The 14159-nt window shown below is 55.6% G+C and carries 10 protein-coding genes; 8 read left to right on the top strand and 2 right to left on the bottom strand.

What is annotated here, in order from left to right; genetic code table 11:
* The first annotated feature begins 284 nt into the window (after window positions 1-284).
* The 8 genes from RBB63_RS16990 to RBB63_RS16955 all read left to right on the top strand — a co-directional run bounded on the left by RBB63_RS16990 (window position 285) and on the right by RBB63_RS16955 (window position 12728).
* Entirely contained in the window at window positions 285-1646 is a 1362-nt protein-coding gene (locus tag RBB63_RS16990; protein ID WP_309386181.1) for a CmpA/NrtA family ABC transporter substrate-binding protein, read from the top strand.
* 111 nt (window positions 1647-1757) lie between these two features.
* Window positions 1758-3320 carry an ABC transporter permease subunit gene (locus RBB63_RS16985; RefSeq protein ID WP_309386180.1) on the top strand — a complete coding sequence of 521 codons (1563 nt, stop codon included), beginning with the start codon at window positions 1758-1760 and terminating at the stop codon, window positions 3318-3320.
* Window positions 3321-3358: 38 nt separating this feature from the next.
* Entirely contained in the window at window positions 3359-4216 is an 858-nt protein-coding gene (locus RBB63_RS16980) for an ABC transporter ATP-binding protein (protein WP_309386179.1), read from the top strand.
* 28 nt (window positions 4217-4244) lie between these two features.
* Complete coding sequence (locus tag RBB63_RS16975; RefSeq protein ID WP_309386178.1) at window positions 4245-5114, top strand: ABC transporter ATP-binding protein; 870 nt, start codon at window positions 4245-4247, stop codon at window positions 5112-5114.
* A gap of 275 nt (window positions 5115-5389) precedes the next feature.
* Window positions 5390-6946: a DmsC/YnfH family molybdoenzyme membrane anchor subunit gene (locus RBB63_RS16970; RefSeq protein ID WP_309386177.1), complete on the top strand. Its 1557-nt coding sequence runs from the start codon at window positions 5390-5392 to the stop codon at window positions 6944-6946.
* Window positions 6943-9159, top strand: coding sequence for a molybdopterin oxidoreductase family protein (locus RBB63_RS16965; RefSeq protein WP_309386176.1), 2217 nt, complete (start codon window positions 6943-6945; stop codon window positions 9157-9159). The genes RBB63_RS16970 and RBB63_RS16965 overlap by 4 nt, the downstream gene beginning before the upstream one ends.
* Window positions 9160-9196: 37 nt before the next feature.
* Complete coding sequence (locus tag RBB63_RS16960) at window positions 9197-10960, top strand: NirA family protein (protein WP_309386174.1); 1764 nt, start codon at window positions 9197-9199, stop codon at window positions 10958-10960.
* Window positions 10947-12728 (top strand): sulfite reductase subunit alpha, encoded by a 1782-nt coding sequence (locus RBB63_RS16955; protein ID WP_309386173.1) that lies wholly within the window; start codon window positions 10947-10949, stop codon window positions 12726-12728. Before RBB63_RS16960 ends, RBB63_RS16955 begins: the two co-directional genes overlap by 14 nt.
* Here RBB63_RS16955 and aroQ read toward each other — a convergent pair.
* Together aroQ and RBB63_RS16945 are read right to left on the bottom strand one after the other, a co-directional pair.
* Window positions 12725-13174, bottom strand: a complete 450-nt coding sequence (gene aroQ / locus RBB63_RS16950) for a type II 3-dehydroquinate dehydratase (protein WP_309386172.1) — start codon at window positions 13172-13174, stop codon at window positions 12725-12727. The two genes, RBB63_RS16955 and aroQ, sit on opposite strands and share 4 nt — an antisense overlap.
* A 74-nt stretch (window positions 13175-13248) precedes the next feature.
* The gene (locus RBB63_RS16945; protein WP_309386171.1) at window positions 13249-14004 is read right to left on the bottom strand and encodes a Nif3-like dinuclear metal center hexameric protein; all 756 of its coding nucleotides are present in this window, start codon (window positions 14002-14004) and stop codon (window positions 13249-13251) included.
* Window positions 14005-14159 lie beyond the last annotated feature (155 nt).

Genomic DNA, 14159 nt, shown 5'->3' with positions numbered 1-14159 from the left:
GGGTTTAGGTCGAATTGGCATCATTTTGGCGCCTAATATTTTGCATAAGCTGCAGTCAGCTGTGCTATTTTTAACATGAGGGGTGTTCATGTAATGGCTGAAAACGCGCATGGGTGTTTCATGCTTAGGTTTTATGCGGGTCCTGAGTTGCATGAGTATCATTCATAGATCGCATGAGATTAATGGGGGAGCGATTCAGGCCCACTTCCGCTAGTTGGCATGTGTGGTGCAATAATTTGGCACGAACGCAAATTTTTCACTGCTAACTCGCAATACACACACTCATGAAACGCACACTCATTCACACTGCCGCCATTCTCGCTCTGGGCGCCACTTCGGTATTTGCCGATCTGGACCTCGAAAAGGACGAGTTGAAGTTTGGCTTTATTAAACTCACGGACTGTGCTCCGTTGGTCATCGCTAAAGAAAAGGGCTTCTTTGAAGACGAAGGCATCCAGGCCGAAGTCATTGCGCAGCCAAACTGGAAGACGTTGCTGGACAACGTGATCAACGGCAACCTGGATGGCGCTCACATGCTCTCTGGCCAACCAATTGCCGCCACGATCGGCATTGGCACGCAGGCTGACGTCATCACTGCTTTCACGATGGACCTCAATGGCAACGGCATCACCGTTTCCAACGCCATCTGGGAAGAAATGCAGTTCAACGACCCGGAGCTCGACACGCCCACGCCGAAGCACCCGATTTCCGCCAAGGGCTTGAAGCCGATCGTCGAAGAAAAGCTCGACGCTGGTGAAAAGCTCCAGATGGGCATGGTTTTCCCGGTTTCCACTCACAACTATGAGCTGCGTTACTGGTTGGCCGCATCGGACATTCACCCGGGCATGTATACTGAGTCCGACACTGGTGGCCGCACCGACGCCGAAGTCGAGTTGTCTGTAACGCCCCCCCCCATGATGCCGACCGTGCTCGAAGCGGGCAACATTCAAGGCTACTGTGTGGGTGAGCCGTGGAACCAGCAAGCCGTCGCCAAGGGCATTGGCGTTCCCGTCACCACCAACTATGATGTCTGGAAGAATAATCCGGAGAAGGTATTTGGCGTCACCAAGGAATGGAACGCCGCTAACCCAAACACCCACATCGCCGTGGTTAAGGCCCTGATCCGCGCTGGCAAGTGGCTCGACGAAAAGGATGCTGACGGCAACTTCGTGAATCGCGAGGAAGCAGTCCGTATTCTCTCCCAGCCGAACTACGTGGGCGCTGATTACGACGTCATCAAGAACTCCATGACCGGCACATTCATCTTCCAAAAGAGCGATGTCCGCGAAATGCCGGAATTCAACGTGTTCTTCGACCACTACGCAACTTACCCATGGTATAGCGACGGCATCTGGTTCCTCACGCAAATGCGCCGCTGGGGTCAGATCACTGAGTCCAAGCCAGCCAGCTGGTATTTCGACACAGTTCAAAAGGTCTACCAACCGGACATCTATTTGCAGGCCGCTACGCTTCTCCTTGAAGAAGGCCTCATTGAAAACAGTGACGTGCCGTGGAATACCGATGGTTACAAGCCTTCCACCACGGAGTTTATTGATGGCGTCGAATACGATGGTCGCGACCCGATTGGCTACATCAACAGCCACAAAATCGGCAATAAGGACCCCGACGGCCTCGCCTCCAAGTAACACAGATACTTTCCCCAACACGTATATGTCCCTTGGTCCGGCGGTGTGAGTCATCCCGCCGCCGGGCTTGAGGAACCAACACATAATTTCAACTAAACGCTGACCGTTTCCATGAAATTCAAAATACTCAAAGCACTCGACGTCGCAGGCCTCCAGGTCTTCGATCCCGTCGTTCGCCTGATTTGTGGCGAAAATCCGCCGGAGCAAGTTCGCAAAATTTTGCTCTTCATTGGCGTGCCGATTGTAACCTTTGTAGTTTTCCTTGGTGTCTGGACTTACCTGGCGCCGCGCCACACGACCAAGGCTGGCGAAGTGCCGACCCCTGGTGTGGTGAAGAGCGCCGCTGACGGCATCTGGACCTTTCACGTCCGCGAAAACCAAAAGGCGACCGACTTTCTGCTGGAAGGTGAAGCCCGCGAGCAAGCTTTAGCTGTCGTCGAAGCACGTATCGCGGAGCTTGAGCCGCTCGCCGCCGTCGCCAAGGTAAAGCTCGATGAACTCGAAGCGACCGCCAAGGCGAAGATCGATGCCGAAGCTGCACCCTTACAGGAGCAATACAAGGAAATGCGTAAGGCCTCGCGTGACGAGTCCAAGGCTACCGAGGCGGCGTTGATCGCCGAAGCCGAAAAGCTGCCGGTTAATGACGCTGCGGCTCGCGACGCATTTTTGACGAAGGTTGCCGCTTTCGATACCAAGCAGGAAGCGGACAAGCAGGCGCAAAAGGACTTTAAGGCTAAGATCGACGCGGCCTACACCAAGAAATTTCCAGAAATGGAAGCTGTTCGCTCAGAATACAATGGTTACGAAGAAGAGCTTCAATATTTGAGCAAACGCCTTGATTACCTGACCGCTGGTAACCAGTCGCTCAAGATTGCTGGTGAAGAGTCTGAACTAAATGAGCTCGAAGCCACGTTCCTGACCGCTGCTGGGGGCAAGGCTACATTTGACGCCGCTGAAAAGGTGCTCAAGAAGCAGGATGCCATCGCCCGTATTTCTGAGAGTGAATACTCCCGTCCCTGGACCTTCCCGCGTCAGATCGCCCGCAGTGTATGGTGCGTGTTTGTCGGCTTCTTCATTGGCACCGCGATCGCTGTCCCGCTGGGGGTTGTTTGTGGTTTGAGTCGCGTTTGCATGGCCGCATTGACTCCGCTCATTGCGCTGTTTAAGCCGGTGTCGCCGATTGTCTGGCTTCCGATTGTATTCATCATCGTTGGCGGATTCATCTCCGACCCCGAGCTGGCGCCCGTTCACCCGGCGTTTCTCTCTTCGGCGATCACGGTAGCGCTCTGTTCGCTGTGGCCAACACTGGTCAACACTGCTCTCGGTGTTGCCTCAGTGGAAAAGGATCACGTGAACGTCGCCCGCGTGTTGCGCCTGGGCTTCGTCAGTCGTCTGTTCAAGATCGTCTTGCCATCCGCGCTGCCACTTATTTTTGCAGGCCTGCGCATCTCCCTCGGCGTTGGGTGGATGGTGCTCATTGCCGCCGAGCTGCTTTCCTCCAGTGAAGGCATTGGTAAGTTCGTCTGGGACATGTTTAACAATGGTTCTTCACAGACCTTTGCCCAGATGTTCGTGGTGGTCTTCGTGGTCGGCGCTGTCGGCCTCTTGCTCGACCGCATCATGATTGTTCTGCAGCGCTCGGTGTCCTTCGACGGCGCCCCGACTGCAATCTAACTCTGCACTGCAAAGTAACTTTTAACGACAACGTTATCATGGCTTTCCTGGAAATGGAAAATGTCAGCGTGGGCTTCGGTCCGGACGGTTTTCGGACCGAAGTCTTGCGCGACGCATCTCTCTCCGTGGAGGAGAATGAGTTCATCGCCGTAGTCGGATTCTCCGGCAGCGGCAAGAGCACCCTGGTTTCCCTACTCACCGGTTTGTTGCGCCCCGATAGCGGCGTGATCAAGCTCAAGGGCAAGGAGGTCACCAAGCCGGGCCCGCACCTCGGCATCGTGTTTCAAAATTATTCACTGCTGCCGTGGCTCACGGTTTATGGTAACATCGAGCTCGCCGCCAAGCAGGTTTTCCCGCACTACAGCAAGGCGCAGCGGAAGGAGCACGTGGAGCGCTACATCGAAATGGTGAGTCTTACGCCAGCCCGCAACAAGAAGCCCAGTGAGCTCTCTGGCGGCATGCGTCAACGCGTTTCGCTGGCTCGCACGCTTTCAATGCAGCCTGAAGTTCTGGTGATGGACGAGCCGCTTTCCGCGCTCGACGCCTTGACCCGCGCCAATTTGCAAGACGAGCTCGTCCGCATTTGGGAAGAAGACAAGCGTACGGTGGTGATGATCACCAACGATGTGGACGAAGCCGTGTTGCTCGCCGACCGGATTGTTCCGCTGACCATGGGCCCGGGAGCCACATTGGCTGAGTCTTTCCCTGTAACGCTCGATCGCCCTCGTGATCGCACAACGCTGAATACGAACCCCGAATTCAAGCATCTGCGCAACGAGATCATCCACTTCATGACCGCCATGAACAAAGAGGCCAAGATGCTCCGCGTCGATAAGGGCCTCAGCATGCCGGACATTCAACCAATCGATTATTCCGCGACGAAGCGGTCCGCCTAACACCCTCAATCATCAACGCTGACATACCATGATTGACGAAAGATACGTAGAAATTTCCAACCTCGTTAAAGCTTATCCGAATCCCTTCGGAGAGGCCGTAAAGGTTGTCGACGGTTTTAACCTGACCATTAAAAAGGGCGAAGTGATCGGCGTGATCGGTCACTCCGGCTGCGGCAAATCCACGGTGCTAACCATGGTTGCCGGGCTCAATGACATCTCAGACGGCGGCATTGTGGTCGCCGGTAAGGAAATCGACGGTCCTGGGCCTGACCGTGCCGTGGTTTTCCAGGCGCCTTGTTTGCTGCCTTGGATGACGGCTTTTCAAAACGTCATGATGGGCGTGAAGCAGGTTTACCCGCACGCCTCCAAGCAACAGCGCCGCGTCATCGTGGAATACTCGCTGAGCGTGGTCGGCCTCGCTGACGCCATGCACAAGTATCCGCGTGAGCTCTCTGGCGGCATGCAGCAACGCGTCGGCATCGCCCGCGCCATCGCGCTGAAGCCCAAGGTGCTGCTGCTGGATGAGCCTTTTGGCCGCCTCGACTCATTGACGCGCATGGAGCTGCAGGACGTGATTCTCGGCATCCTTGACCGCGAGCACATCACCACGATGATCATTACACACGACCCGGACGAAGCGATCTTCATGTGCGACCGCATTTGTATGATGACCAACGGTCCACGGGCGAAAGTTGGGCAGGTGATGAAAATTGATTTCGAGCGTCCGCGCAGCCGTGAGGAGATCATGGAAACGGACAAATTTTACGCTTATCGTCAGCGACTCCTGCAGTTCCTGGACGATTGCGAGGCCGAAAAGCATGGCGGAGGGCCAATTCGGTTCGATCCAGAAGTCGAATCTGCGGCGTCAGATCCAGCTCAAGCGGCCTCCTCGATGTGATCGCTGCTCAAAACTAGCCATTTGGAACTGCTGATGAATCCCGATTATGACTAAATTTTTCATCAGTAGCGGTTTTTCAAAAACTCATTCCTTACGTCTGAAGTGTCAATTTCGCGGTCAAGGCTGCGAATTCTTAGAATTCATGCGTAATCGGAGTATGTATGAATTGCATTCATGTTATGCGTGAGCAAATAGCGCGTTGGTTTATGCTCCATTGAGGGCATTTGGCACATGCGCTGCATTACAATTGGCATCAAATTTATTGATCAAAGTAGATGATTTCCAATTTCCAGTCAGCTGACACCGAAGAAACTCCGATCGACCGGTTGTTGCGCGAACAGGCGCAGCTCCAAACACCGGTCGCGGACTTCTCACGTCGCTTCGACACTGGTGATTTTGAAGGCCCTTTTCGCGAGCTTATTCCCTTGGAGAATCCCAAGGCGGGCGAGCAGTTTGCCTTTGAAGTGGATCTTGATCGCTGCACTGGCTGCAAGGCCTGCGTGGCAGGGTGCCACAGCCTGAATGGCTTGGAAGAAAATGAAACCTGGCGCGATGTTGGTTTGATTCAAGGAGTCCGTGAAAACAAAGCTTACCAGCAGACGATCACCACGGCTTGCCATCACTGTGTGGACCCTGGCTGTCTGAACGGCTGCCCGGTCAACGCCTATGAAAAAGATCCGAAGACGGGCATTGTGCTCCACCTTGATGATCAATGTATCGGCTGCCAATACTGTGTGCTCAAGTGCCCCTACGATGTGCCGAAATATAGCAAACGTCTGGGCATCGTGCGCAAGTGCGACATGTGCTACAGCCGCCTTTCGGTGGGTGAAGCGCCGGCTTGCGTTCAGTCCTGCCCGACTGAGGCCATCCGCATCACCACCGTTAGTCAGGAAACTTTGCAACGCAAAGCGATGGAAGCGCACGCACCAGCCTTCTTGCCCGCTGCTCCTCACCAGTCCTATACCAAGCCGACAACATCATACGTTTCAGCTCGCACTGTGCCGCAGGACGCCGTGGCTGGAGACGCTACCGCCTTGCGACCGCAGCATGCGCATTGGCCGCTGGTCATCATGCTTTCGTTAACGCAGGTTTCGGTTGGTCTGGCGGCGGCGGCAGCGATCTGGTCGACTCACCAGACGCCACTCCTGGTTGCCGCAAGCCTCTTTGCCATGGTTGGTCTGGCGGCGAGTGTTTTGCATCTCGGCCAGCCACTAAAAGCTTGGCGTGCATTCCTTGGGGTCACGCACTCCTGGCTTAGTCGTGAGATCGTTACTTTTGGGGGATACGCACCGCTCTTGTTCGGCTTGACCGCCACTCAATTTTTTCAACTGCCGTTTGAAATTCCGAGCATTGCTCTTTGGGCGACGGTCGCCATCGGCCTGGCCGGCGTCTTTACCTCGGTGATGATTTACGCCGACACGCAACGTCCATTCTGGCGCTTTGGTTACTCCAGTGCGCGTTTCTTCGGCACTGCGGCGATTGCGGCGGGGGTAGGAGGATGCGTCTTTGGCGCCTGTCCTGTCAGTTTCATTTCTCTGACGTTGGGCATTTTCTTCAAAGGCTTGGTCGATGTCTTAGGCATGATTGAACTTTGCAATACCGAGTTCACGCCTGGAAAGCACTCAGCCCTTATTCAACTGGACTGCGAGCGTGAAGTCTTCCTCGCGCGTTGGCTTTTCACTTTAATCGGTGTGCTGATGCTCTGGTTCGGCGCTCAATCCGCCTTCGCCCTTGGTGGGGCTCTGCTAATACTTGGCGGGGAAATTGCTGAACGCTATCTGTTCTTTCGCGCCGTTGCTGCGCCCAAAATGCCTGGAGGAATCGCATCATGAAGACACGTTTTGCACCACGTCCTGAGTCCAATACTGCGTTCCGCCAATGGAATGGCCCGCTGACCAAGGAGATCGTCCAGCGTCCGTCGGAGTTCGGCCTGGGCCAACTGCCTATGTTGCAACAGCCGGACGCTACTACCGAAAGTGTATGCGGATACTGCGCGACGGGCTGCTCGCTGAAGGTCCATCTGAAGGACGACCAGGCGTTTAATCTATCTGCGAACAAGCATTATCCGGTCAATCTGGGCATGGCATGCCCGAAGGGCTGGGAGTCCCTCGCTCCGCTCAAAGCGAATGATCGCGCGACGACTCCGCTCCTGCGTGACGCGAGTGGCAAGCTCCAGCCGATCTCTTGGGAAGAGGCCCTGCTGGAAATGGTGACGCGTTTCAAGGGCATTAAGCGTGAGCACGGCGCGCAAGCTCTGTCTTGGTTGAGCACCGGCCAGATTCCGAGTGAGGAAATGGCGTTCTTGGGCTCTCTCTGCAAGTTTGGCATCGGCATGGTGCATGGTGATGGCAATACCCGGCAATGTATGGCTACTGCGGTTGCCGCTTACAAGGAATCCTTCGGCTTCGATTCGCCGCCATACACCTACCTGGATTTCGAAGAATCGGACGTCTTGATTTTTGTTGGGTCGAACCTGTGCATCACGCACCCGATCATGTGGCAGCGAGTCATGCGCAATCAGCGCAATCCCGAGATTATCGTCATTGATCCGCGGAGCACCGAGACGGCCATGGCAGCGACGCAGCACTTGCCGCTCAAGCCCAAGTCTGACCTTGCATTGTTTTACGGCTTGGCGCGTTTGCTCATTGAGAACGACTGGGTAAACGAGGAATTTGTCGACGCCAGCACCGACGGTTTTACAGAGTTCAAAAAGTTTTTGCTGGATGGCGACTACGACTTGTCGACCGTCGCAAACCTTTCGGGACTTGAGCCCGAAGCTATTTTCAAGGTAGCCCAGCAAATCGGTAGCGGCAAACGTGTGTCGCTTTGGTGGACAATGGGCGTCAACCAAAGCTACGAAGGCACCCGGGTCGCCCAGGCGATCATCAACCTCGCGCTGCTCACGGGCAACATCGGCAAACCGGGCACGGGCGCTAACTCAATTACCGGCCAGTGTAATGCTATGGGGTCGCGCCTCTTTAGCAATTCTACGAACTTACTGGGCGGTCATAAGTTTACCGTTGCAGAGGACCGGGCTAAAGTTGCTGGCATTCTGGGGATCGACGAATCCTGCATTCCACAGGGAGACAGCTGGAGCTACGATCAGATTTTGGAAGGTGTGGAGCGCGGCGATATTAAGGGGCTGTGGATTATCGCGACGAACACCGCGCACTCGTGGATCAATCAAAACCGTTGGAACCGCCTGCGCGAGAAACTCGATTTCCTTGTGGTGCAGGACATGTATCACAGCACCGAAACGGCGCAGATGGCCGACCTGGTTTTGCCAGCCGCAGGGTGGGGCGAAAAGGACGGCACGTTCATCAACAGCGAGCGTCGGATTGGCCGGACACGCAAGGTGAGTCGCGCGCCGGGCCAGGCCTTGGCGGACTTCCACATTTTTCAACTGATCGCACACTACTGGGGCTGCGGTGAGATGTTCAACCGCTGGCGTTCACCGGAAGCGGTCTTCAAAATCCTGACCGAGGTTTCTAAAGGTCAGCCTTGCGACATCTCCGGCATCGAAGGCTATGTGATGATTGAGCAGCATGGCGGCATTCAATGGCCGTTGCCTGCTGGCACAGAGTCGTTTGAGAAGCAACGTCGCCTCTTTGCCGATGGTAAGTTTTTCCGCCAGAATGGGCGCGCGAAATTCGCCTACGATCACCCTCGTGAGCTGCCCGAGCCGACCGATGACGAGTACCCCTTTACACTGATGACGGGGCGTGGCTCGTCGTCACAGTGGCACACGCAAACCCGCACGGGTAAGTCCGATGTGCTGCGCAAACTCTACCCCGCCAAAGCTTACATCGAGCTCAATCCACAAGACGCGCAGCGACTGGGGATTGGCCCGGAAGATTCGGTGGTGGTGCGCTCGCGTCGAGGCGCGATCACTGTCGTCGCTCACCTTACACCGATTACGCCGGTGGGTTCGGTTTTTGCGCCGATGCACTACCGCGAGGTTAATCAACTTACGCACTCTTCTTTCGACCCTCAGTCGCGACAGCCGTCTTATAAGGCGTGCGCCGTGGAGGTTCGGAAGGCCTGACATTTGACATTTTAACACGACTGACATCGACATTACCATGAACACGAACCAGGAATTCAGCCCGATTCAGAAGCAGTATTTGCAAGGCTTCTTCGCGGGCGTCTCCCAGCGAGGGTTCTTTGTTGGCCAGACCGCAAACGGGCAATTTACCAACGACCCCGGTGCGGCCAACGGCGGCAATTTAGCCGACGAAACCGTCTATGGCACACCCATTGACGAACTCTCCAAGGAAGAAAAAATCAAATATGATCAGCACGGTCTCGATATCTGGGATACGATGCTCGACAACGCTGCGAAAGATAAATTTCCCGAAGGCGGCGATGTTTTCCGTTATAAGTTTCACGGCTTATTTTACGTGGCGCCAGCGCAAGACGCTTTCATGCTGCGTTGCCGTATTCCGGGTTGCGTGCTGCAGGCGCATCAGATGGTGGGGCTTGCGGAGATCGCTGAAGACTGGGGCGGCAACTACGCGCACGTGACGACGCGTGGCAATTTCCAAATCCGCGAAATTAAGGCCAAGGACAGCGTCGACGTGATCGTAAAAATGCGCGAACTGGGCCTTACGGCACAAGGCTCCGGCGCAGACAACGTGCGCAACATCACGGCCTCGCCGACGAGTGGCTTTGATCCGTTGGAAGTGATCGACGTGCTGCCGTTGGCCAAGGCCATGCACCACTACATCCTTAACAACCGTGACCTTTACGACCTGCCGCGTAAGTTCAACATCGCCTTCGACAACGGCGGCGCGGTCAGCGTTTGCGCGGACACGAACGACATCGCGTTCTATGCGGTGCGCGTGGGCGAGGGGCATGACATCGAGCCCGGCGTTTACTTCCGCGTGCAACTCTGCGGGATTACTGGGCATAAGCAATTTGCGACCGACTGCGGGCTTCTGCTCAAGCCGGACGAATGCGTGACGGTTGCCGCAGCTATGCTCCGCGTTTTTCAAGAAAACGGTGATCGCACCAACCGTAAGAAGGCTCGCCTCAAATACCTTGTGGATAAGTGGGGCGTCGAAAAGTACCTGGAAGAAGTCGGCAAAAAGCTCGCCTTTGATCTACGTTACTTTGCGTTGCAAAGTTGCGAACCGCGTCAGCCGATTACGAGGCATGGCTACATTGGTGTTTATCCTCAGAAGCAAGCTGGACTCAACTATGTGGGCGTGACTTGCCCGGTGGGGCATATGACGCCGGAGCAGATGAAGGGCGCCGCTCGCCTCGCCAGCAAATACGGCAAGGGGGAGATTCGGCTGACAGCTTGGCAGAACTTTATCATCCCGCATATCGCTACAGAAGACCTTGACGCCTTCAAGGCTGAGCTCAAGGAGCTGGGCATGGGCTGCGAGCACGACCACATCATGAACGGTCTCGTGGCCTGCACTGGCAACGCTGGTTGCAAGTTTGCAGCCTCAGGCACGAAGGCGCATTCGCTCAAATTGGGCGAGCACCTGAAGTCGAGCGTGAAGCTTGACCAGCCGATCAACATCCACCTGACCGGTTGCCCGAACAGCTGTGCGCAGCACTACGTGGGCGACATCGGCCTGCAAGGCGTGAAGGTCAAAGTCGATGGCGAGTCCGTCGAAGGTTATCACATCGTGCTCGGCGGCGGAGTCGACGACGAGCAGGGCATTGCGCAGGAAGTCTTCCCAAGCGTGCCGTTTGACGAAATACCTCCGCTATTGGAGGGCGTTTTAAAAACTTATCTGGAAAAGCGCGACACCGGCGAAAGCTTCATCCAATTCACCCGCCGCCACTCAACTGAACAACTCAAAGAAATATTCTCCAGCCATGTCCTTAACTAGCCCACAAACTTTGGTTCCTTTCGTTCCCGATAACGCACCGTTCTCTCCCGAGCAGCGCGCTTACCTGAATGGCTTATTGGCCGGCATCTTCTCGGGGGCCGGAGCAACCGCGATGGGGGGCGCTGAAACGTCCTCAATGCCTGTGCGCCCGCTAACCATTCTTTTTGGTTCGCAAACCGGCAACTCTGAGACGCTTGCTAAGCAAGTCGCCAAGAAAGCCAACGCCGGTGGTTTTAAGGCTGAGGTGTTCGACATGGAGGCCTATCCGAAGGAGCGTCTTCCGAGCGAACAAAGCTTGCTCATCATCACCTCGACTTACGGAGAGGGCGATCCGCCTGATAACGCGCAGGACCTGTTTGACTTCATTCACGCCGATGATGCGCCGCAACTGAATGGCGTCCGCTACTCTGTGTTGGGTCTGGGTGATTCCAATTATCCTGATTTCAATCAGTGCGCCAAGCAGTTCGACACGCGGCTGGCCGAGCTTGGCGCCGAGCGGATGAACGACAGCGTGTATTGCGACGTGGAATTCGACGACGACTTTGCTGCCTGGCTAGATGCTTCGCTGACGGCGGCTGGTGAAGGTGAAGCGATCGCCCCAAACTCTGCGCCGCAAAGCTTGCCGGCGCCCGCCGATGAAAAGCCGGAAGGGTACAGCCGTAAGAATCCTTTCCCCGGCAAGCTGTTGAATAACTATGTGCTGAACAAGGAAGGATCTGGAAAGGAAATCCGCCATGTGGAGATTTGCCTCAATGACTCCGGCCTTGAATACGAGGCGGGAGACGCCCTCGGAGTCGCGCCGATCAACTGCAAGGCCCTGGTGGAAGAAGTCCTGGCAGCTTCTGGTTTCTCCGGGAGCGAGCCAGCCCCGAATCCTTTGGGCGGCGAAGTGACGCTGCGTGAAGCCTTGGCCGAGCTCTACGACATCACCAACTTATCGAAGCTCTTTCTGGCAAATTTGGCGCCGTATGCTCAGAATGAAAAGCTCAACGAGCTGCTCGCCGACGGCAATGGAGATATCGACGAGTACATTGCTGGTCGTCAGATCATTGACGCCCTGCTCGACTTCCCGGGCAAGTGGGACACCGCGCTGGACTTTGTGGAAATGTTTAAGAAGCAGGCAGCGCGTCTTTACTCGATTTCGTCGAGTCCGAAAGCGCATCCGGGGCAGGTGCATCTAACCGTGGGCGCCGTGCGCTACGAAACTCATGGCCGCAAACGAAAGGGCGTAGCCTCGACGTTTCTAGCCGACATGGAGCAGGGCGGTGAAGTCCGCGTGTTCGTGCAACCCAACAAGCATTTTAAGCCGCCAGCAAATGCGGAGACGCCGATGATCATGGTTGGGCCGGGGACTGGCATTGCGCCGTTTCGCGCGTTCCTCGAAGAGCGTATGTCTACTAAGGCTCCGGGTAAAAACTGGTTATTTTTCGGCGACCAGAAGAGTGAGTTTGACTTCATTTACGAGCCTCAACTGAAGCTCATGCAAGCTACGAAGTGCCTGACGCGGCTGGATCTGGCGTTCTCCCGTGACACGGCGGAGAAAGTCTATGTGCAGCATCGCATGCTGGAGCAGGCCGAGGAGCTCTTTGCCTGGCTGGAAGAAGGCGCGCATTTCTACGTGTGCGGCGATGCTTCCCGTATGGCGAAGGATGTCGACGCGGCGCTGCATGAGGCAATCGCCAAAGCCAGCGGCAAGAGCTACGAAGAGGCTGCCGAATACGTCGACAAAATGCGCAAAGAAAAGCGCTACGTGCGCGACGTCTATTAGACCAAGTCCGGGGCGCTGGGGTGGCCTGCGAGCCATTCCAGTGCAAATAGGTAGCCGCTCAGGCCTAGGCCGGTGATGACTCCTTTGGCGAGCGGAGCGGTGTAAGAATGTTTGCGGAATTCCTCGCGGGCGTAGATGTTGGAGATATGGACTTCGACGAAAGCCATGTCGCTGCTGGCTATGGCGTCACGCAAGGCGACTGACGTGTGCGTATAGGCTGCGCCGTTGAGGACGAAGCCGTCGAATTTATCCTCGGCCCAGTGGTGGATCTTCTCGACTATGTCGCCTTCGTGATTGGACTGAAAGCAATCAATTTCGACACCGAGCTCCTTGGCCTTGGCTTCGATCATGTCTTCCAGATCCGCCAAAGTCTGCGAGCCATAGATGGCGGGCTCACGTTTGCCGAGTCGATTGAGGTTTGGGCCGTTGAGGATGCCGAATTTCATGGATTGGGAGATTAAAGGAAAAAGATTAAAGGAAAAAGGATATTTATGGGGACGTCGAATACGCTTGCGAAGAACTAAAGCGGGCAGCCGGTTTCGATGAATTCCCAGTCGAGGCTGAATTTTTCGGCGACGTCTTCGGCCAACGCGCAGACGCCAAACGTCTCCGTGCGGTAGTGGCCGCCGAGGTAGATGTTGATCTCTTCTTCCTGTGCAATGTTGAAGTGCTCTTGCTTGAGTTCACCCGTGATAAAGGTGTCGATGCCGCGCTCTTTGAGTTCGGGAATCGCGGAGCGGCCACTGCCGGTTAGGATGCCAACGCGGCGGATGTGAGATGGGCCGGCCTCAATGCAGTTGAGAGTGTCGGGGAAGAGTTGTTGGAGCTTGGCTTTGAGCTGGGCTCGGTCGCCATGGGCTGGCGCTGTTACGGCGATGTCGTGGCCTTCGTAGCGAACGAAGCCCCCGTCGACCTTAAGGCCTAGCTTGCGTGCAAGGATGGCATTGTTGCCGATCTGGGGGTGGCAATCGAGGGGGAGGTGAGAGCTGTAAACCGCGATGTTGTTTGCGAGTAGCACCAATAGTTTTTTGCGGAGTTGGCCGACAATTGGCGCGGGCTTGTTCCAGAACATGCCATGATGCACGATGAGGAAATCGATGCCGAGATCGGCGGCTTTTTCGAAGGGGATGAGGCCGGCGTCGACTGCGGCGCCGATCTTGGTCACATCGCCATGGTTTTCAAATTGGAGGCCGTTTAATGAGCCAGGGAAGTCTTTAATTTCTTCACGGTGCGTGCGTTGATCGCAATATTCGACGATTTCTTTTAGGCGTGGCATGCTGGGAGCAAATAGCCGATAGCCAGCCGGATAAAGTATAAAATGAGCCTCAACGCTGAGCTTCAATTGCCTCACTGCTTTGGCGAAGCGTGCAAAATTGTGATGTGACGGGGTGTTGCAATTTCCCTTGATTTGTAGGGTGGGGCGGGCATGCT

The organism is Cerasicoccus frondis (assembly GCA_031296915.1).
GTDB lineage: Bacteria > Verrucomicrobiota > Verrucomicrobiia > Opitutales > Cerasicoccaceae > Cerasicoccus > Cerasicoccus frondis.
Note: the sequence above shows the minus strand (reverse complement) of the source record. Positions and strands in the feature narration are given on the sequence as shown.

Excerpts from the sequence above, each read along its gene's own strand:
- RBB63_RS16945 (WP_309386171.1), bottom strand. The coding sequence starts at position 14,004 with ATGCCACGCCTAAAAGAAATCGTCGAATATTGCGATCAACGCACGCAC.
- RBB63_RS16985 (WP_309386180.1), top strand. The coding sequence starts at position 1,758 with ATGAAATTCAAAATACTCAAAGCACTCGACGTCGCAGGCCTCCAGGTC.
- RBB63_RS16955 (WP_309386173.1), top strand. The coding sequence starts at position 10,947 with ATGTCCTTAACTAGCCCACAAACTTTGGTTCCTTTCGTTCCCGATAAC.
- RBB63_RS16980 (WP_309386179.1), top strand. The coding sequence starts at position 3,359 with ATGGCTTTCCTGGAAATGGAAAATGTCAGCGTGGGCTTCGGTCCGGAC.
- aroQ (WP_309386172.1), bottom strand. The coding sequence starts at position 13,174 with ATGAAATTCGGCATCCTCAACGGCCCAAACCTCAATCGACTCGGCAAA.
- RBB63_RS16990 (WP_309386181.1), top strand. The coding sequence starts at position 285 with ATGAAACGCACACTCATTCACACTGCCGCCATTCTCGCTCTGGGCGCC.
- RBB63_RS16960 (WP_309386174.1), top strand. The coding sequence starts at position 9,197 with ATGAACACGAACCAGGAATTCAGCCCGATTCAGAAGCAGTATTTGCAA.
- RBB63_RS16965 (WP_309386176.1), top strand. The coding sequence starts at position 6,943 with ATGAAGACACGTTTTGCACCACGTCCTGAGTCCAATACTGCGTTCCGC.
- RBB63_RS16975 (WP_309386178.1), top strand. The coding sequence starts at position 4,245 with ATGATTGACGAAAGATACGTAGAAATTTCCAACCTCGTTAAAGCTTAT.
- RBB63_RS16970 (WP_309386177.1), top strand. The coding sequence starts at position 5,390 with ATGATTTCCAATTTCCAGTCAGCTGACACCGAAGAAACTCCGATCGAC.